Below are 19,555 nucleotides of genomic sequence, written 5' to 3' on the forward strand. Positions count from 1 at the left end.
TGCGGCCTTGTCAGCGGGCCGTGGCGTTCAGCCATTCATCAATGAATGCGCGGCGTCGGCTCTGAACCTCTTCCGGCGTGAACAGGAGCGCCTTCGTGGGCTTGACGAGATCCGCAAAGGACGTAGGCAGCCCGGAGGCCGGCGTCACCGCCGGATACATCCAGTTGCCCTCTGGGATCGCAGACTGGAACGGTTCGGAGAGCATGAAAGACAGAAAGCGGCGGGCGAGCTCCGGATTCTTCGCCATGCGCGTCATGCCGGCCAGTTCCACGTGAAGATAATGACCCTCGGCGAAGGGAGCGGCCTTGTAGTTGTGCTTCTTCTCGACACCGATGTGATAAGCGGGCGATGTCGAATAGGAGAGCACCATGTCGGCCTCTCCTTTCAGGAACAGGCTATAGGCCTCGGACCAGCCTTTAGTGACCGTCATGATGCGCGGCTTCAGCATCTGCCATGCCTCTCCGGCATCATCGCCGTAGACCTGTCGCATCCACAGCAGCAGCCCGAGCCCGGGCGCAGAGGTGCGTGGATCCTCGATGACGATCGTCGGCCCGTTCGGGCTCGCGACGAGATCTTTCAGGCTCGTGGGTGGCGTCTCGAGGCGGTTCGTGTCGTAGACGAAAGCGAGATAGCCCCAGTCGAACGGGAGCAGGAATTCGTCCGACCAGGTGATTGGAAGCGCGAGATTGCTGGTCGATACGTCATGCTTCGCGAAGAGACCCAAGTTCTTCGCTTCAGCGGCGAGATTCAGGTCGAGGCCGAGCACGACATCCGCCTTGGTCGACTCACCCTCGAGTCGCAGGCGACCCACGAGGCTGCCGGCATCTTCCGCGCTGACCCAGGCGAGCTCGCACCCGCAGACGGCTTCGAACCGCTCCTTGATCGTCTGGCCGGGTCCGTATTTTCCGACGAAGGACCCATAGCTGTAGACGGTGAGAACGGGTTTGGTCTGTGCGATGCTCGGGCCCGCAAGCAATCCGAGCGCCAAAGCGACGATCATACGCAAGAACGTGAACGACATCCTGCTTTCCTCCCGCGCAGCGACCAGCCAGGACGGCGAGAGAGGAAGTGCGTGCCGCAACTTCGGTGATCACGCTCGATCCCTACGCCGGCATGACCCGGATCAGGTTCAACGGGTTGGCGGAACTTGCCTCTCAGCCCGTGCGGGCACCCCGTGAGGCCTAGCGGTTCTACTGCTGCGGTTCCATAGAAACAAGGGTTTGCGTGGGCCGGTGCCCGAGAACGCGACGCCTCCCGGACACGGACTTCGACTGGGGCTGGCAGGAACAGCGTTCCGAAGAAGGGCAGGGTCGCAATTCGTCGCACCTTTGCATCGGTGCGCGGGGCGGCTGGAACCAATGCGCGCCAGGGCTGTTGACGGAATGCTGCGCTGCAGCATTCGAGTGAATCCAGTTTCTTACGACGCGCTTCGCCGCGTCCCATAACGCCTCCAGCCGCTGTGCCTGCCGAACGCAGCGACCAAGGCAGCATTACATACCTTTGCAGGAGAGACCCATGGCAACGATCAGGCAACTCATCCAGACGAGTCCGGCCAAGGCAAACGACCTTCTCACCAAGCTCGCCGATACTTCCGACAATGCCGTCAAGACCCGCGAGCGGCTGTTCGGTGAGCTGAAGGCAGAGCTCGAACTCCTCGCGTCGCTCGAAGAGGAGCATCTTTTCCCGGTCCTGAAGAAGCACAAGGATCTGAAAGGGCTCGTGGCCGACGCGCTCGCCGACAATCGCGAGACGAGGAAGCTTTTGGCAGAGCTCGAGCAGATTCCGAAGGAGAGCGAGGAATTCGGAACCAAGATTGTGGAACTCAAGAAGGTGTTCCAGCAGCATGTCCGTGACGACAAGAAGGAGTTCCTCCCGGCCATCCTGAAGGCCTTGAGTGACGAGGAGGCTCAGGCGATCGTCGAAAGGATCGAGACCGAGAAGGCGGAGATCGAGGAGAGCCGACGCGCAGAAGCCGAGGAGCGGCGCCAAGAGGCGCGGCGCGCCCGCGAACAGGCCAACGAGGTTCAGCGCTCCGCCGAGGCCATGATGGACGATGCCAGCAGCATCACTCGAGGCGTTCTGCAGACTGCCCAGAGCGCAATCGAGCAACAGGTCGGCGCGGTTTCGACCTGGGCGGAGCGTTCGACGGAGCAGGCCCTGCAGATGTTCGGCCATTCCGGCCTGCAGAGGCAGGATCTGACCCGCCAGTCATCGCAGAGCATTGCCGCCATCGGTGAGGCAGGCTTGATCTTTGCACAGGGCATTCAAGAGTTGTCGCGCGAATGGCTGGATCTGGTACAGGAACGGGTGGCCAAGAATCTGGACGGATTTAATGCGCTGGCGCGGTGCCGGTCGCTCCCGGACCTCATGGCTGCACAGGGCGAGCTCCTGCGGGCCAATCTGCAGCAGAATGTGGACAGCACGCGGAAGCTGTCCGAAATGTCGGCGCGGGTCACGAACGAGGCGACGCGAATGATCGCACGCCGCATGGATGCCGCTCAGCGACAGGCGATCTGACGTCCCGGAGATTGAATTCGATGTTCCCCTGGCACTCCGGAATCGGCCTGCGGGCAAGGTCCGGGTGCACGGGGCTGCGTCATCACGAATCCGCCCCGCCCGGCGAGAGCCGGGCGGGGATTTTCTCTTCGAACGGCTACACCGGAACTCCTGCTGCAGGGAGTGTGTTGGTCCCCGTAGAGAACGGACACGCTTGGGCTCCCTCAGGCCGCGTCAGGGTGTTGCTTCGAATTCATGCTGCCCCTCGCGATCGGAAGGAGTTCCGCAGACCCTCCAGGAGGCTCACGTGATGGAAAGTGGTACCGAGCAGAACCGCACTCAGGGTGCGGAGAGCGATCTCAAGAAGATGCAGCAGAGGCTTGTGGACGGTACGCTCGAGGATAGTTTTCCCGCGAGCGATCCTCCGGCCTGGACGACGACGGGCGCCAAGAGCGTGGCCGGTCGTTGCGATGATGAGCATCAGCAGGCCCCATCCTCTGCCGACGATCTCTATACCCAGGCCAGGCAAACGGCTGGCCAGATTGCAGGGCAGGCGGCTGGCCTTGCCCAGGAGGTTTACCGGCGCGGCGAGCAATATCTCGAAGCGGGACGACGCCGTCTGCCCGAGGCGGAGCGTTATTACCGTGAGGGCCGCGAGGCCGTGAGCCGGAGCGTCGGGGAATATCCCGTAGCGGCCCTGCTGGTCGCCGGCGCGGTCGGATATGGCATCGCTTGGCTCGTCTACGGACGTTCGACCCATTCGGACTGGGACGGACGGCGTGTCCGGGCAAGAGACGGTCGCGATCTGATGCGCAGAGAACGCGCGGCCAGGATGGGCTGATCGATCCCGGCAATATCCCGGGCGATCGTCGCGGCTGACGCGTAGAACTATTTGAGTTTCTCCTTGCTCCTTCAAGGTGAGGAGAAATTCGTGATCGAGCGTTATGTGCCGGCCTGCTGTTCCAGGCCGTGGTTCCGTTTGCGCCGATGTCCAGGAATCGGGGCTGCAGGCCTGCACTATTCGTGCCTCTGCCGAATCCGAATTGTGCATTATCCACAGGGAGGAATCGCTTTCTCGCACTTCGTGAGACGAGTGGTTCTCCTGGAAAATTCAGCTTACATGACGTATTATTATCTTTGTTTGAGTCTGCGCAGGTCGAGCGTTGAGGATACGTGTCGGGCGAAACCGAGCGGACCGAATGCTTCAGGCGGCATTCTCCCGTGTCGTTCGCCAGGGTTCCCTCGAAGTGCTGACGCCCAGCGGTGCGCGCCTGACATTCGGCGACGGGACGGCGCCTCATGTCACGCTTCGCCTCGCCGACGAGCGCGCGATCTGGGTGCTGCTGCTCGATCCGGAGTTGCGGCTTGGCGAGCTGTATATGGATGGGCGCCTCGATGTAGAGCGCGGCTCGATCTACGAACTCCTCGACCTGCTCCTTCGCGACGCGGGTGGCGCGCGATCCTTCTTCAGGTTTCATCCCTTCAAGGCCATACGAGAGCTCCGCTGGCGGCTGGCGCCTGCCAACACGGCCGCGAGAGCGCAGCGCAACGTGGCTCATCACTACGATCTCGACGGCCGCCTCTACGATCTCTTCCTCGATGCCGACCGGCAATATTCCTGCGCCTATTTCGAGTATCCCGATCAGTCGCTCGACGAGGCGCAGAAGGCCAAGAAGCGCCATATCGCATCGAAGCTTCGCGTGAGGCCGGGTCACCGCGTGCTGGACATCGGAAGCGGGTGGGGTGGCCTCGCTCAATACCTGGTCGAAACGGCACGGGCCGGCGAAGCACTGGGCGTGACCCTGTCTCACGAACAGCTCGCCTATTCGCGTGAGCGTGTCGAGAAGGCCGGCCTGTCCGAGCGGGTTCGCTTCGCATTGCAGGACTACCGCAAGGTCGAGGGCACGTTCGACCGGATCGTCTCCGTCGGGATGTTCGAGCACGTCGGATGGGCCTCCTACGGCGCATTCTTCCAGACCTGCGCGCGGTTGCTCGCCGACGATGGCGTGATGCTGCTCCACACGATCGGGCGCACCGGCGAGCCTTGCGGGCCGAATCCGTGGATCACCCGTTACATCTTTCCGGGCGGCCACATTCCGACTCTGTCCGAAATCGCTCCCGTGCTCGAGCGCTCCGGCTTGGCCCTGACCGACCTCGAAGTGCTCCGGCTGCACTATGCGTTGACGCTGCGCGCCTGGCGCGAGCGGTTCCTCAGCCGCCGGGATGAGGCCGCACGGCTCTATGACGAGCGCTTCTGCCGGATGTGGGAGTTCTATCTTGCCGCTTTCGAGGCCGCCTTCCGGTTGGAAGACCTCGTCGTCTTCCAGCTTCAGCTGACGAAGCGCAACGATATCTTGCCGCTGCAGCGGAATTACATGATCCAGGAGGAGGTTGCCCTCAAGGAGTGGGACGCGCGTTCGCATCGGACGGTCGGTGAGGCTCCGGCGCAACCGTCCCGGATCGGGGCGCAGCGTGAGGCGAGCGCCGCCGCGCCCCCTCGCCAATATGACCCATGATGCCGCGCGAGGCCGGATCGGGCAACGACTTCAACCAGCCGCCACCCCTGCGCGGCAGTAATCGCTACCTCGATAATCGCCCGCTCGTCGAAGCGGTCCGGCGGGAAGGGGCGGCCTGGGCCGAAGATCGCCTCGTCGCATTGGGGCAGGCTGCAGGCGCAGAGGCGCAGGACTGGGGCCGCCTCGCCAACGAGCATCCGCCGGTCCTGCGCACCCATGATCGCTACGGCAATCGCATCGACGAGGTCGAATTCCATCCTGCCTGGCACAGCCTCATGGAACTGGCGCGGCGGAGCGGCACGCATGCGCTGCCTTGGGCCGAGCCACGGCCGGGGGCCCATGTCGCGCGCGCCGCGCTGATGCTCGTCGCCAGCGGGACCGAAGCCGGGCATTGCTGTCCCATCTCCATGACCTCCGCGGCCGTACCGGCCTTGCGGCAGCAGCCCGAGATCGCCGAGGAGTGGGTGCCTCGGCTCGTTTCGCCTCATTATGACCCGCGTTTCGTTCCGGCCGAGGAGAAGGCCGGAGCCTTGTGCGGCATGGCGATGACCGAGCGCCAGGGCGGCAGCGATGTGCGGGCCAACACGACCATCGCGCAACCGCTCGGTCGAAGCGGGCCGGGCGCCGAATACGTGATCACGGGCCACAAATGGTTCTGCTCCGCTCCGATGTGCGACGCTTTCCTGGTGCTCGCACAGGCCGAGGGCGGGCTCTCCTGCTTCCTCCTCCCGCGCTGGACGCCGGACGGCAACCGGAATGCCTTTTGGATCAACCGCCTGAAGGACAAGCTCGGGAACCGCTCCAACGCCTCGGCGGAGGTCGAGTTCGATGGCGCATGGGCCCGCATGATCGGTGACGAGGGCCGGGGCGTGCCGGTCATCATCGAGATGGTCAATCACACGCGCCTCGATTGCGTGCTCAATTCGGCCGGGCTTCTGCGCGCCGCCGTGGCCGAGGCGACGCATCATGCGGCGCACCGTTCCGCATTCGGCCGTCGGCTGATTGAGCAGCCCCTCATGCAGAACGTGTTGGCGGATCTCTGTATTGAATCCGAGGCCGCCACTCTCATCGGTATGCGTCTGGCGCGCGCCTATGACGATGCGGCCGGCGATGAGCAGCAGGCCCGTTTCAAGCGTCTCGCGACCGCGGTTTCGAAATACTGGATCTGCAAGAGTGCGATCTGGAGCATCGGCGAGGCGCTCGAGTGTCTTGGCGGCAATGGCTACGTCGAGGAATCTGGCCTCCCGCGCCTCTACCGGGACGCACCACTCAACTCGATTTGGGAAGGCTCCGGCAATGTCAACGCGCTCGATGTCCTGCGGGCCACGAGACAGGGGCCGGGCGCGCTCGATGCCTTCTTCGCCGAGCTTGCGCTCACTGCCGGCGCAGAACCGCGGCTCGATGCCTGCATCGATGCTCTGAAACAGGAACTCGCCGATTCCGGCGATGCCGAACTGCGCGCGCGGCGGATCGTCGAGCGCATGGGGACCGCTCTGCAGGCCGCGGTCCTAATCCGGCACGGTGATCCCGTCATTGCCGACGCATTCTGTGCGACGCGCCTCCAGGGCGATCATGGGCGTGCGCTGGGCACGCTGCCGGCCGGGGTCGATCTCCGCGCCATCATCGAACGCCACCGCCCGCAATCCGGGTGAGTCCTTGGGAAATGCTCCTCCAAAAGGAGGATCTGGACGGGTGAAGTCCCGAAGAAGTCGCTTGAGGGTGACAGTTGCGGCACATGTTGAATTTTTTACGATTTCGGTCAAATTGCGCCCAGAACTCGCCTCAATTGTGGGGAACTCGCGGCGCCACCACAGGAACAGCGAGCGAATCGCGGAGGGGGCATGTCACCGATCGAGATCAGGCAGGGGGTGCGCGCGCAGCCCATCTTCCTCGAAAGAGGTATTGAATTTCGGGACCGCAGATCGGTTCTGGTCGAGGATTTGCGCGGAGCTTTAGCCCGGATCGCTGTTTGGGCAGATGCAGGATCGAGATGGATCCGTTCTACTGGCCCGGCGGCGACAATCAAATTCCGCAAGAGGGCGATGGAGTACATCGAGCAGGCCCGCAATCTGGCTGATAGAATTGCGCCTCTTGCCGCTCCGATGCTGGTATCCTTACGAGAGCGCGCCCGGCACATGCAATCCAGGCTCGTCTCCTGGACCGCGGATGGCCTGACTCTGCTGCAGCAACTCGAGGCCCGGCTCGGGCTTCGGAATCGGGCCCGGACGATCCGCCATTGGACCGAAGCGCGGTTCGGCCACGTGGAGTTCGAAGGCTATATTGGAGCCGCAATCCTGGTCGTGGCGCTGGCCATCCTGATTCACGGGCTCACGGTCTGATTCACGCGTAGTCGTTCTGTCGGCGCGCTCCTCGTATGCGGCAGCATTGCTGTTATGGCGAGGCTTTCAAGTATAACTTTCGACATGGGTTTACGTTGCGTCACAATTGGTATCTACTAAGCAGGACCTGAGAGACGTCACGCCGAGCAGCCGAGACGATCCCGTGCCGAGCCAGCATCAGACCGCTTCCACCCAGGATGCAGAGCGCATCCGCGAACATATCCGCAAGATCCTTCAGAAACTGAGCGAGCGGCGGCATCTCAAGGCGTCCTGATTCGCCGTGTCGTCCCACCGGAACTCCCGACACCGGAGGGCCGGGCGAGAACATCGCTTCCGGGCTGACGATGGCGTGGTCTTGTGGGAGGATCGTGCATTCGGCCGCCCCACACTGAGCTCGGCCTGAAAGGCTGGCTCAGCCCCTGGAGAAGTCGGCGTGTCGAGACATGGAGGCGGCCGTGCGATCATTTGCGCAACGTCTACCGTTCTATGCAGGGCTCGGCCTGGTCACGGCCTCGACCCTGATGCTGCAGATCGTCGAAACCAGGATCATCTCGGTGACATCCTGGTATCATCTCGCCTTCTTCATCATCAGCATCGCGATGTTCGGGCTCACCGTCGGCGCGGTATGGGTCTATCTTCGTCCCGAAACATATCGCCGGGAGCAGCTTTCCTATCATTTGAGCGTCGCATCGATCGGTTTCGCCCTCGGGACCGTCCTTGCGCTCCTGGTCCAGCTCACCGTCGTCACGAGCCTGCCGACCTCGGTGATGTCGCTCGTCGTCTGGGCGGAATTCGCGGTGGCGCTCTCGCTGCCCTTCTTCTTCTCGGGGATCGTCGTCAGCCTTGCCCTGACGCGCAGTCCCTATCCGATCGGGATCGTCTACGGAGCCGATCTCGTCGGCGCGGCGCTCGGATGCCTCGGAGCCCTGGCCCTCCTGAACCTCGTCAGCGGCCCATCCGCGGTGCTCTGGATCGCAGTGCTCACCGCCGTCGCCGGTCTGCTCTTCGCCTCGGCAGGGGGCGCTAGCGTCCCGTCCGGTAGCACGATCGGGGCCACATTCTTTCGATCGCGTGCCGTCGTGCTCGGCGGCCTTGCTCTCCTCGCGCTGGCCAACTCCCTCACGGACAAGGGCATCCGGCCCACGATCGTCAAGGACGCCATCGAACGACCGGAGACCATCGCCTACGAGAAGTGGAACTCGTTCTCGCGCATTACCGTCGGGCATAGCCAGGCATCATCGCCGGCTCTCTGGGGCCCGTCGTCCCGCTTCGTGCCTTCGGAAATCGAGCAGCGCTGGATGAACATCGACGGCGGTGCGGGAACGGCCGTCTACCGATTCCCGGGCGATCTGCAGGATCTCGCCTTCCTGCGCTACGACGTGACGAATCTCGCTTATGCAATCCCCGGCCTGACGACGGGAGCCGTCATCGGCGTCGGAGGCGGCCGCGATCTGTTGTCGGCCCGTCTGCATGGCCTCTCGGACGTGGTCGGGGTCGAGATCAACCCGATCTTCATCGATCTGCTGACGCGGCGCCTGGCCGACTACACCGCGATCGGAACGCATCCGGGCATCACCTTTGAGGTCGACGAGGCGCGAAGCTGGTTCGCCCGAACCCGCCGCGCCTTCGATCTCATCCAGATGAGCCTGATCGATACCTGGGCGGCGACAGGCGCGGGCGCCTTCACGCTGTCCGAGAACGGTCTCTACACCGTGGAGGCCTGGCGGATCTTCCTCGATCGCCTGACGCCGCAGGGCGTGTTCACGGTGAGCCGGTGGTATGCCCCCGGCGAGGTCAACGAGACCGGCCGCATGGTGAGCCTTGCGGTCGCAACGCTGCAGGATCTCGGCGTGTCCGAGCCGAAGCGGCATCTGTTCCTCGGCGCATCGCGCAACGTCGCGACACTCGTGCTGTCGCGGTCACCCCTTTCGGATGAAGCGCTGGCGGCGCTCCGGCAAGCGGCGGCGACCTACGATTACGCCGTGCTGCTCGCGCCGCAGATGCCGGCGGCTTCGCCGCTCCTCGACAGCATCGTCTCTGCATCCGATCACGAAGCTCTTCGGCGTGCCGTCCGGAGCTCGTATCTCGATCTGAGCGCGCCGACCGATGCGCGCCCGTTCTTCTTCAACCAGCTGCGGCTCGCGAGCCTGCTCGACGAGGATCTCTTCGCGCATGCCTCCACCGGCGGTGTCTATGCCGGAAATCTCAGCGCGACGCTCACGCTCGCGATGTTGATCCTCATCTCGGCGCTTCTCGTCGTCGCCACGATCATCGTGCCGCTTCGATCGACTGTGACCACGGCAGCGTCGACGCTGACGATCGCCGGAACAGCCTATTTCGCCCTGATCGGAATCGGCTTCATGATGACCGAGATCGCCCTGCTCCAGCGGATCAGCGTCTTCCTGGGCCATCCGGTCTATGCGCTCAGCGTCGTTCTCTTCAGCCTGATCCTCTCGACCGGCATTGGCAGCTTGGTCTCCGAGCGCTTCCCGCTGGACAGCCGCGCCAGAATGATCGGATGGTCGGCCGTGACGAGCCTCTATCTCCTGCTCCTGCCCGTGTGGCTTCCCGCTGCCCTGCTCGGTCTCGAGAGCGCAGGGCTTCTGCTCAGGGCAGGGCTCGCCGTCCTGGTCCTTGCTCCGGCTGGCTTCCTCATGGGCTTCGGATTTCCAACGGGAATGCGGCTGGTCTCGATGATCGACGAGCGCCCGACACCGTGGTTCTGGGGTGTCAACGGCGCCGCGGGTGTCCTGGCTGCCAGCGTTGCGGTGCTGACCAGCATCGAGTTCGGGATCGACACGACGCTAAGGATCGGAGCGCTCTGTTATCTGCTGCTGCCTGGGCCGGCTCTGCTGCTTGCAGGTATATCGGAATTGCGCAGCAGCATCGTGCCTTCGTAGCTGAAACTGCAGCGCCGTCTTGGTGCAGTCGGCAAGGACGCTGGAACAAAGTCCGCCCTTGGAGATTGGCACACACGCTAAACTCCTGGAGGTCGCAATGGGCCGATATCATCGTCATGGGGTGGAGAGCACGGCAGCCATTGCTCACCGGCCGAGTGAAATCGAAAATGGGCAGTGAGTATAAATCCGGTGCCGACAGGTCCGGATTGATCCTCACGTGACTGGTACAGCCTACAGGCTCAATGCTGGGCTGCGGGGCAACAGGCAGCCGGCGAGGTGCTGACGCTATCGCGGCCGAGATGAGCTCTGTCCGAGTTGCCACGCCAGCATCGGTGATGTCTTTCAGGGAGCAGTCCGTTATGCCGCTGATCCCGACAGGGGCGGGTGCGTGATAGCGTAGGCCGATTGATCGTCCGAAAGGGCGCCAGAATACGCAGTGCAGCCTCAATCGGGAGGATGCCGGTCGTTCGCTAAGTTCGGGAGCCACTGTTTACTGTATCGGTCCGCCAACATCGGTCGGGGAGCCGGCAGTCTGAGTCGCTGCGGGAATTGTCAAGTAATTGTTCTTGAATGTAAAAGCGCACCAAAGAAATTAAGATCAAATTCCGCCGTAATCGTCCAGAGGGAAAATGGATTTGCGGTGTCTTTGCTCATTGGCGCCGAAGCGGGGATTTCGTCGCATCTGTTTAATGCTGCCCAGGCAACTATCTGATCCCCGCCGAGTTAGTCGGGCAGAGAACAGGGAGTGAGCCATGGACGAAGATTTGGAAGCGATCCGTCTCAGAGCTTACGAAATTTGGGAGAGCGAAGGACGCACGGGAAATCCTACAGAGCATTGGCTACGCGCGCAGCAAGAGTTGCGTCAAGGTGCTCGAACTCGGAGTGAGGCGACTGTCCAGGAAGCTACTCCGGCCGATGCCGTCAGAGCGGCTGAGACAGCCGATGCAGGTACCGCTGACAGCTCGGACTGAAAGCATGGGTAGGTCGAAGAGCAGCGTAGTTGCGCTCTCTTTCGGCCAAAGTTCCTAATGCAAACGAGGATCGCCCAGATCGCTCATCACACAACAAGCCCGTGGGGCGGGCACAGGTTTCGCTGGTTCACCATCGCGAATAGCTCACCGTAAGCGTTGTACTCGGCGCATGAGCGTCTCGGTATCCCGTATGGGATGCGCGCGAACAGGATGGCGGGAGTGACAGCCGCTGGTTCCGAGTAACAGATCCATACCGGCGACGAGCCAGGGCAGCTTTTGCTCTCGAGAGCTCACGTGAAGCTATTCGGTGGCTTCGTGCGTTGCCTTCTGGTTACGCGTTCGCGACGTGGAAGGCAGGGCAACTCGGCCGAACGCCTCTGTCAGCCTGTTGCTGGTGAAAGAGCAGGATGGCGTCTTAGGGAGAGAACCCGATCAGTGAAAGTGTCACCTTGGAGGAAGTGCATGGCTGGCAAGGATACGGACAAGGTTGAGCCGCAGGCCGGCATCGATGTGCCGGGGCCTGATGTCATGCTGGGCCTGTGGGCGTCCTGGATGGGCCAGATGCCCGGCTCTGCCCAAACCTCCTTCGATCAGGGGCGGTCATGGTGGGAGATGACGACCGATACTCCTGCCGCACGCATGTTCGACGGCGCGATCAAGCAGTTCCAGGTGAGCCTATCGCAGGATCCGACGCTCCGGGCAATCGACCAGATGTGGAACGTCAATCCTCTGCGCGAGGTCGTGCCCGTCGACTGGGCTGAGGTTGCCCGGGCTCTGCGCATGGTGTGGCTCCGCTCTCTGGGAAAGCCCAGAGCCGCTCAAGCTGTAGTCGACCTGAACCAGGACCTGTGGCGCTCGGCGCTTACCACCTGGCAGGAGGCCGGCCAGCGCTGGCTGGGTCTGGCCGGAGCATCGTCCGCGGCAGCGCCGCCCGCCGCAGCCGACAAGCGGTTTGCCGCCCCCGAGTGGCACACCAACCCCGTCTATCGCACCCTTCGCGAGGTCTATCTGCTCGCCTCGGATTGGCTCCTGGAGCAGAGCGACGTCGGCGATATGGATGAGGCCGAACGACGGCGCATCTGCTTCCACCTGCGTCAGTTCGTCGATGCGATGAGCCCAACCCTCATCCTGCTGTCGAACCCGGCCGCCCTTCAAAGAGCCGTCGAGACCGGCGGCGCCAGTGTTGTCGCCGGAGCCAGCAACCTGATGGCTGATCTGAGCGCCGGGCGCCTCACCATGGTCGACGCGGAGGCCTTCGCCCCGGGGCGCAACCTGGCGCTCACGCCCGGAAAGGTGGTCCACCGCAATCGCCTGATCGAGCTGATTCAGTATGAGCCCACGACCGAGCAAGTTCACCAGATCCCGCTGCTGATCGTGCCGCCCTGGATCAACAAATACTACATCCTCGACATGCAGCCCAAGAACAGCATGGTGCGCCACCTGGTCGGCCAGGGGTTCACAGTGTTTGTGATCTCCTGGAAGAACCCTGATGCTTCGATGGATGAGATTGGCATCGAGGACTACATGGATCTGGGTCCGCTTGAGGCGAGCGATGTCGTGCGCGAGATCACGGGCAGCCCGACCGTGAACGTGATGGGCTATTGCATCGGCGGGACTCTGCTGACGCTGACGCTGGCCGCACTGGCAGCCAAGGGCGACGCGCGATTCAACGCCGCAAGCTTCATGGTCTCGCTGCAGGACTTCTCGCGCGTCGGCGATACAGCCGTCTTCATGGATGAGCCGGCCCTCGATCTCATTGAGCAGCAGATGATGGACCGCGGCTATCTCGATAGCCGTGAAATGGCCAACATGTTCAACCTGCTGCGGTCGAACGACCTGATCTGGGCCAACGTGGTCAACAACTACCTCATGGGCAACAAGCCACCCGCCTTCGATCTCCTGTACTGGAACAGCGATGGAACCCGCATGACCCGTGCGGCCCACAGCTGGTATCTGCGCAACACCTACGTCGAGAATAACCTCATCGAGCCCGGCAAGGTCACGCTCAAGAGCGAGCCGATTGATCTCGGGCGGATCCAGCAAGACGTCTATGCGGTCGGAGCCGAAAAGGACCACATCGTACCGTGGGACGCGGCCTGGCGCATCACCCAGCTGTTCGGGGGAGACGTGCGGTTCGTGCTTGCCTCCAGCGGTCACATTGCAGGAATCATCAATCCTCCGGGAGGGAAAGGCAGCTACTGGACCCAGGACGCTGGCGGCACAGTCGTGAGCAGCCCCGCGCAATGGCTCAAGTCAGCGACCCGGCACGAGGGAAGCTGGTGGTCCGACTAGACGGCTTGGCTCGCGGCCCGTTCGGGCCCGAGACAGGCGCCACCAGCCATGGGCAGCGCACAACACCCGCCGTTGCAGGATGCGCCGGGTACCTATGTCCTGGAGAAATAAACAGGTGGCGGAAGCTTCAGAGGTCGGCGGGCGCATGGGCCAGCCGTAATCCGGGTGCGATCAGGAAGCCACGTTTGACCTGTATTTAGAACCAGCAAGGTGTCAGGAGTTCACCGTCTGGCGCAAAATCCCAGAAGCCAGTGGTGGGCTTTCTCAGGAAACCAGCCATCGGAGCCGCTCATCTACTCTTCAGCAAGCCGTGAGTGGATGGCCTTCAGGATCTCCTCGTCCGTGCAGCTTTCCTCCCAGCCACTTGGGAGTTCCAGTCGCACGGACTTGGCCCTGCCGCTCGGCGTGCAGACCACGTGGAAATGATCGCCTGATCCCTCGACGCGTGCAGCCTCGGCCTTCTCGGGATCGTTGCCGAGGCCGGCAAAGGCTTGGGCGCAGGACCACGTGACCCCGTCAGCGTCTGTGAGCTCGCGGGGCATGGGGGCTTCTGTCCTGGGGAGCCGGCTCGACCACACTGCGAGCAAGCGGGGATTGATCGTATCGTTCCAGCAGATCGGAAGGGTCCTGGTAGACGGCAACGCAGCCTGCAGATCGCAACGCCTCTTCGGGAAAGCCGCCGCAGAGAACACCTATGGACCTCAAGCCGGCCTTGCGGGCAGCCTCCGCGTCATAGGGGGTATCACCCACAACGATAGCCTCATCTGGAGGGAGAGGGGCGAGCTTCGCCAAGGCAGCCTGGAAGATGTCCGGAAACGGCTTCGACCTCCGGGCATCATCCGATGACGTGGCATCATCGATCAGATCGGCGATCCCTGCGATCTCCTTGTAGCGATCCACCTCTTCGGCCGTCCCCGAGGAGGCAAGCACAGCCCGTTGCCCCGACGCCCTGATCTGCTCGAACAGCTCCCGTACGCCCGGAAAAGCGCGGGCCTTGTCGATGTAATCGCGCTTGAACAGGTCGCTCCGGAACGCCTGGATCTCTTCGCCTCGCTCGGCAATCATGCCGGGAGGGAGGAGACCATGCAGGATCTGATCGCCGCCCTTGCCGATCTGTACTCGCATGTCCTCGAATGGAATATCGACCCCGTAATGCTTGAGCGCCTCGACCCAGCAGGCGGCATGCAAATCGACTGTGTCGATCAGTGTTCCATCGATGTCGAAGATTACGGCGGAAACCATTGAACGATCCCGTGCGGTGAGGAGGGCCCGCCCTCCTACCCATGCTTGATCTTGAAGTAGAGGATGGTGCTCGCGAGCATCAGGGTAACGCTGTTTGCAGCAATCAGCGGGATCTCGCCCTTCCAGAGGCCATAGACCAGCCAAAGGCTGAGGCCAGTGACCAAAACAAGGAACATCCTGAGCGAGATGTCTTGCGTCGAGCGAGTCCGCCATACCCGCAAGACTTGGGGCACATACGCCGAGGTCGTGCACAGGGCAGCAGCGTAGCCGGCATAATCGAGAAGAGCCATGTCAATTCGGGAAAGTGCCAGTCCGGGAAAGGGCGGCTAACGTGCTACCCCACTCCAGGGTTCCCAGTCCGGTTTCTTGGAGCTCCGCCGATTGGGACGCAGCTGTCCACTTGGCGGGAGGCTGCAGCCTCAGCGTGACGGCGCACGCGTTTGAGCTCGAGAAGCAAGCGGCTGGGCTGGAGCGGTTTATGGAGGACGATGAGATCGGGATGCCGGTTGCGCAGACCTACTGGGAGTTCGCCACCTGTATAGACGAGTACCGGCACGCCGCGTGCCAGGAGCGCCTCCAGCACCGGCGTGATGTCCCCATCGCGCAGGCTGATGTCCAGGATCGCCGCATCGACTCGTTGCGTGCGTGCGAGCTGACGGGCCTCTGCAATCGTGGAGCAGGGCCCTAGGACCTCGGCTTCCCCCTCGCTCACGGTCTCGGCAAGATCGATTGCTACGACCGGTTCATCCTCGACAACGAGAATCCGGACTCCGCTCAGCATGCGCGTAGCTCCCCTGGGGCGCGAAACAACGAACCGCCGCAAGGTAAGTTTCAGCTTGGGCGCAGAGGGGGAGCCAAAAAACGCCTCGCCCCCGCCGTCGTCCGCAGCAAACTGCTGGGCGGGCGGTCGGCGGGACATGGAAGGCGCCACCTGTGCCAGTGGTCGTGTCAGTCGCCCGTTAGCGATCCAATTCCGAGCATCTCAAGCGGTCTCCGCTGCGTGAAGGCCGATCGCCTTGAATCGCAAGCCAAGCTGAAACCCCAAGCTCCATCTGAAGGTTGTCCGCTATCGATTGCATCGGCACGCTCCGGAGGAGTTCATGATCTCCCATCGATTACAGGCACTGGCGCTCGTTACGGCGTTGTCGCTCGCAGCAACACCGGTGGCTTTCGCCCAGGCTGGAGGCGGGGGTGGCGGTGGCTCCGGCAGCGGTGGTTCTGCGGGCAGCGCAGGCGGCGCAGGCGGTGCGGCGGGCTCCGGCATGGGTGGCGCCGGATCCCCGAGCGGCGGCGCGACGGGCACGGGAAACACCGGATCAGCCGGCATGCCGTCGAACCAAGCGCCAAGCTCTACGGGTGCGACCCAACGGTCCACGGGCGGTACAACCTCCGACAGTGCGGCCCAGCAATCCACCGGCGGTCCGAACTCGAACAGCGCGGCCGGGAGAGCGTTGACGCCGCCGATTCCCGCACCGGGCATGACAGGCTCCGTCGGTAATCCAGGTGCAGCCAATTCCGGTGCTCCCCGGCAGGGCGCGGGGGCCGGCGGCTCCCTGGGCAACCAGACCGGTCTCGGCAACATCGGGCCGGAAACCGAGAAGGAGCAGCGGGCGCAGGAGCAGAGCGATAGAGCCACCAAGAGCATTTGCGATCGCTGCTGATCAACAGCGCCCCCTCGGCATGATGGCTTGCCTGCGTTGAGTTCCTTACAGCACAGCAGGAGATGCACCATGGATCGTCGAGTCGTCCTGACGGGCTTGGCCGCCGCCGCTGCCGCCCCCGCGCTTGCGCAGACCAGTGGATCCCCCTCTGCCAGACAACCACATGGCACCAGTGGAGCAGCCGGAGGAACCAGCAGTTCAGGATCCGGAGCGACCCGCATGGGCAGCCAGGGGATGGCTCAGGCTGACATGGAGCACATGCAGCAAACGTTGCAGCTCGGCCTAGTGGCCCTCGAGACGAGTCGGATTGCCCAGCAGAAGGCGCAGAATGCAGACCTGAAGAGGTTCGCGACCTTCGAGGTGCGGGAGCAGGCGACGCTCGCCGAGGTCCTCCACACGATGACGGAGCCCGCCACCACAGCGGCGACCGGCTCTTCGTCCCAATCAGGGCAGACCGGCGCCGCCTCGGCCAGTGCCCCGCCCGTTCAGATCGACGCCCAAAGCCAGGAGATGATCCAGAGGCTCCAGAATTCCCAAGCAGGCGAGGCCTTCGACAGTCAATACCTTCAGGGGCAGATGGAGGGGCACAGCGCACTTCTGCAAGTCCAGACGCAATATCTGCAAGGAAACCCGCAAAACCGCGAGCACCTGAATGTCGCGAAACTCGCCCGCACCATAGTCGTCGAGCACATCGCCCTGCTGGAGGACATCCAGTCCAGGATGAGGTAAGTCTTCTGTGTCGTGACGAGCGACGGGCCACTCGCCGCGTCCCTAATTGGCTATAGCTTGGCCGGATACGTTACGGGTGCCGCGACCGCGTGAGGCTGCGTCGATCTCCTATTGATCGTGACGAGCACGCCAGCGCACCCCCGGCTGAAGTGTTGGCGCAGCCTTCCGCAATCGCGAGAGCCGACCCGTTAACGTCCTGCATCGCCGCGGGAAAACAGCAACCGATCAGGACCAAGCGGTATCCGTCCGGAACTGCGCGGCTATTCGAGAATGCTCCGGACGTTGAGAGACGGTGAGGGACCTGCTCCTTCTTAATGCCCGTTTTCGATTTCACTCGGCCGGCAGGTGCCCCCAACCGGACAGTGAGCGACGTCGGCGGTTCTCACCCAGGCACTTTTAGGTGCTTCTGCCACCGCGCAGAAGCTCGCATCGCGAACATAGCGGTCGTAGGTTCCAGGTCCTGTGCGCAGCACGACCGCGCCTCGGGAGGCCACGAGACTCCTCGCTTGAGCGCGAGTCATGTCTCAGGTCGTCGGTCCCGGCTGCGCCATGGCACCTGTCGCGACAGTGGTGACGAAGAGGAGTACAGGGAACGGTTTCATGCGGGCGTTGCTTCCAGACCGAACTTGGACGCAGGTAACGGACAGAGTTCTCGCAAGTTCCGGAGATGCACTCCTGCGAACGGCGAGTTCCTTTCCAGCACACATGACACCCGTAGAGCTTTCGATCGAACTCCGAGGCAGCTGAGCGACGTACCTGGAATACTACCACTAGCGAGGGGTCTGGATATCCGCGGCATCTAGTCCTCAGCGCATTCGTGACAAGATTGTCTAAGCCCCGAAAGCGGCGCGGCCCGACGACACTCCACAATAAGGCTCTCGTTGGGACATAGCCGTAGGGCGTCGACGATCGTTTCATCCGAACGATCGAGATTGGTGTGGAGAGGCTTGTGGTCCCGCTCCGGCTCATCGGCACATTCTCCGGAGCGTGGCCGAAATTGAGTGTGACGAGGAATGTGCCGTCCCCAAGGCGCCGTCGGTAGACGAGTGCTTCACCGAGATGACCCAGCGGCTCGTAGCTGCCCGCCTGAAGGACAGGTCCAGAACGGCGCAGAGCGATGAGAGAGCGATAGAGATTGAGCAGCAAGTGAGGATCGCCGCGCTTCGATTCAACATTGAACGTATCGATCTCATCGCCGATCAGCCGTGTCGAGATCCACGTGTTCCTGGTGCAGGTTGGGCATGAGGGCGCTCCTCGGCCATGCAGGCGGGAGCCCACGGGTCTCTCAGCCACCGGCGCCTACGGGTTCGGATCGGCCGGTGATGGCAGCATCATGCGCCCGTTCGGGCACAGGTCCAAGTCCGGCTCGAGGCCAGCGTGGCAGAGCTTCAAGTCAGATCCGGTGATTTCAGGCGCCACCAGGTTTCGGCTTGCGCCTGCCGGGACATTCGGATCGGGCCACGAAGAGACGCGAGGAGGTCCCGCGCCCGCTGCGCCTGCTGACGGACTTCCTCTCGGAGCTGCACATTCTCGCGGAGAGCCCCGTCGGCTCGGGCGATAAGGGGGTCTGGAGAGCGTTTCTGATCCATGCCCCTCTTTCGCAGAGAACCCGCTATCGCGCTCCAGCTTGAGTTAGACACGGGCCGCCCACAGCACGCGCGTCGTACAATGTTTGGGTATCCGCGAGAGCACTTGTCAATATAAACATAAGTTAATGGAGCAGCAAAAGCCCGCCTGAGCCGTGGTGGCTAATAACATTCGTTAATTCATTACTCCTTGTTGGTCATATACTTGCGTCACCTTGGAACCGCGATGCTCGTGGTCCCATTTACAGGATGTCGCTTTCGGTTCGGGCAAAAGCGTCCAGCGGCTAGCGACCTGTTCCTGTCCGAACATGGAAGTCGACCATGGCTCAAGCTTCTGGACCGGCTCTTTCGTCTGAGTTGCGCGACAGCCTTCTTGAGACCCTTCCGTCACTGCGCGCTTTTGCGATCTCGCTGACGGGCAATGTCGATCATGCCGATGACCTCGTGCAGGAGACGATTGTCCGAGGGCTGAGCAAGATCGATAAATTCGAGCCGGGCACCAACTTGCGGGCGTGGCTCTTCACGATCCTCCGCAATCAGTTCTACTCGTTCAGGCGCAGGAGAAGACGGGAAATCGAGGACCCGGACGGCGTGATGGCCGGCATGCTCTCGACCCTCCCCGGACAGGATGAAAACCTCAACCTGCGAGACCTCGCAGGGGCTCTTGCGCGGCTCCCTCCCGAGCAGCGCGAGGTCATTCTCCTCGCGGGGGCACAGGGATTGAGATACGAGGAGATTGCCCGGATCTGCGGGACCAGGTTGGGCACCGTCAAGAGCCGGATCAACCGCACCCGCGCCCGACTTGCTGAACTCCTTCACCTCC

The 19,555-nt window shown here is 62.9% G+C and carries 17 protein-coding genes and 1 riboswitch; of the genes, 11 read left to right on the forward strand and 6 right to left on the reverse strand.

Going from position 1 to position 19,555, the window contains the following annotated elements:
- Positions 1 to 10: 10 nt before the first annotated feature.
- Positions 11 to 1,021, reverse strand: coding sequence for a thiamine ABC transporter substrate binding subunit (gene thiB / locus BN1233_RS15435; RefSeq protein WP_046864419.1), 1,011 nt, complete (start codon positions 1,019 to 1,021; stop codon positions 11 to 13).
- A gap of 61 nt (positions 1,022 to 1,082) precedes the next feature.
- Positions 1,083 to 1,185: riboswitch (TPP riboswitch) on the reverse strand.
- A 330-nt stretch (positions 1,186 to 1,515) separates the two neighbouring features.
- Between thiB and phaP the strand changes: the two genes are divergently transcribed.
- From phaP to BN1233_RS46900, 5 genes are all read left to right on the forward strand, one after another.
- Positions 1,516 to 2,517 carry a phasin family protein gene (phaP, locus tag BN1233_RS48375; protein ID WP_082145466.1) on the forward strand — a complete coding sequence of 334 codons (1,002 nt, stop codon included), beginning with the start codon at positions 1,516 to 1,518 and terminating at the stop codon, positions 2,515 to 2,517.
- A 286-nt stretch (positions 2,518 to 2,803) separates the two neighbouring features.
- Positions 2,804 to 3,337: a hypothetical protein gene (locus tag BN1233_RS42940; protein ID WP_147707263.1), complete on the forward strand. Its 534-nt coding sequence runs from the start codon at positions 2,804 to 2,806 to the stop codon at positions 3,335 to 3,337.
- 358 nt (positions 3,338 to 3,695) lie between these two features.
- Positions 3,696 to 5,012 (forward strand): SAM-dependent methyltransferase, encoded by a 1,317-nt coding sequence (locus tag BN1233_RS15450; RefSeq protein ID WP_046864420.1) that lies wholly within the window; start codon positions 3,696 to 3,698, stop codon positions 5,010 to 5,012.
- Positions 5,009 to 6,664, forward strand: a complete 1,656-nt coding sequence (locus BN1233_RS15455) for an acyl-CoA dehydrogenase family protein (protein ID WP_244470922.1) — start codon at positions 5,009 to 5,011, stop codon at positions 6,662 to 6,664. Before BN1233_RS15450 ends, BN1233_RS15455 begins: the two co-directional genes overlap by 4 nt.
- 390 nt (positions 6,665 to 7,054) lie before the next feature.
- Positions 7,055 to 7,351 carry a hypothetical protein gene (locus BN1233_RS46900; protein WP_147707265.1) on the forward strand — a complete coding sequence of 99 codons (297 nt, stop codon included), beginning with the start codon at positions 7,055 to 7,057 and terminating at the stop codon, positions 7,349 to 7,351.
- A gap of 100 nt (positions 7,352 to 7,451) precedes the next feature.
- Here the strand turns inward: BN1233_RS46900 and BN1233_RS46905 are convergent, their stop codons facing one another.
- Positions 7,452 to 7,610 (reverse strand): hypothetical protein, encoded by a 159-nt coding sequence (locus tag BN1233_RS46905; protein WP_154678266.1) that lies wholly within the window; start codon positions 7,608 to 7,610, stop codon positions 7,452 to 7,454.
- A 196-nt stretch (positions 7,611 to 7,806) separates the two neighbouring features.
- On the opposite strand from BN1233_RS46905, the gene BN1233_RS15465 reads away from it, so the two are divergent.
- The 3 genes from BN1233_RS15465 (at position 7,807) to BN1233_RS15470 (ending at position 13,514) form a co-directional block, all read left to right on the forward strand.
- On the forward strand, positions 7,807 to 10,251 hold the full coding sequence (locus BN1233_RS15465) for a class I SAM-dependent methyltransferase (RefSeq protein ID WP_147707267.1): 2,445 nt from the start codon (positions 7,807 to 7,809) through the stop codon (positions 10,249 to 10,251).
- A gap of 752 nt (positions 10,252 to 11,003) precedes the next feature.
- Complete coding sequence (locus tag BN1233_RS51090) at positions 11,004 to 11,222, forward strand: DUF2934 domain-containing protein (protein WP_074078304.1); 219 nt, start codon at positions 11,004 to 11,006, stop codon at positions 11,220 to 11,222.
- Positions 11,223 to 11,684: 462 nt separating this feature from the next.
- Positions 11,685 to 13,514, forward strand: coding sequence for a PHA/PHB synthase family protein (locus BN1233_RS15470; protein ID WP_244470923.1), 1,830 nt, complete (start codon positions 11,685 to 11,687; stop codon positions 13,512 to 13,514).
- A gap of 293 nt (positions 13,515 to 13,807) precedes the next feature.
- On the opposite strand, the gene BN1233_RS15475 is transcribed toward BN1233_RS15470, so the two are convergent.
- The 4 genes from BN1233_RS15475 to BN1233_RS15490 are packed head-to-tail and all read right to left on the reverse strand — an operon-like array spanning position 13,808 to position 15,537.
- Positions 13,808 to 14,056: a hypothetical protein gene (locus BN1233_RS15475; protein ID WP_046864423.1), complete on the reverse strand. Its 249-nt coding sequence runs from the start codon at positions 14,054 to 14,056 to the stop codon at positions 13,808 to 13,810.
- The gene (locus tag BN1233_RS15480) at positions 14,031 to 14,756 is read right to left on the reverse strand and encodes an HAD family hydrolase (RefSeq protein ID WP_046864424.1); all 726 of its coding nucleotides are present in this window, start codon (positions 14,754 to 14,756) and stop codon (positions 14,031 to 14,033) included. The genes BN1233_RS15475 and BN1233_RS15480 overlap by 26 nt, the downstream gene beginning before the upstream one ends.
- Positions 14,757 to 14,791: 35 nt before the next feature.
- The gene (locus tag BN1233_RS15485; protein ID WP_147707269.1) at positions 14,792 to 15,046 is read right to left on the reverse strand and encodes a SemiSWEET transporter; all 255 of its coding nucleotides are present in this window, start codon (positions 15,044 to 15,046) and stop codon (positions 14,792 to 14,794) included.
- Between the two features lie 44 nt (positions 15,047 to 15,090).
- Positions 15,091 to 15,537 carry a response regulator gene (locus BN1233_RS15490; protein ID WP_063776708.1) on the reverse strand — a complete coding sequence of 149 codons (447 nt, stop codon included), beginning with the start codon at positions 15,535 to 15,537 and terminating at the stop codon, positions 15,091 to 15,093.
- 319 nt (positions 15,538 to 15,856) lie between these two features.
- Between BN1233_RS15490 and BN1233_RS46910 the strand changes: the two genes are divergently transcribed.
- From BN1233_RS46910 to BN1233_RS15515, 3 genes are all read left to right on the forward strand, one after another.
- Positions 15,857 to 16,417: a hypothetical protein gene (locus BN1233_RS46910; RefSeq protein ID WP_147707271.1), complete on the forward strand. Its 561-nt coding sequence runs from the start codon at positions 15,857 to 15,859 to the stop codon at positions 16,415 to 16,417.
- A 219-nt stretch (positions 16,418 to 16,636) separates the two neighbouring features.
- Complete coding sequence (locus BN1233_RS15505; protein ID WP_048709239.1) at positions 16,637 to 17,146, forward strand: DUF4142 domain-containing protein; 510 nt, start codon at positions 16,637 to 16,639, stop codon at positions 17,144 to 17,146.
- 1,907 nt (positions 17,147 to 19,053) lie between these two features.
- Positions 19,054 to 19,555, forward strand: a 502-nt coding sequence (locus BN1233_RS15515) for a sigma-70 family RNA polymerase sigma factor (RefSeq protein ID WP_046864430.1), incomplete at its 3' end; no start/stop codon positions are given.

This window comes from Microvirga massiliensis (genome assembly GCF_001006805.1).
Classification (GTDB): Bacteria; Pseudomonadota; Alphaproteobacteria; order Rhizobiales; family Beijerinckiaceae; genus Microvirga; species Microvirga massiliensis.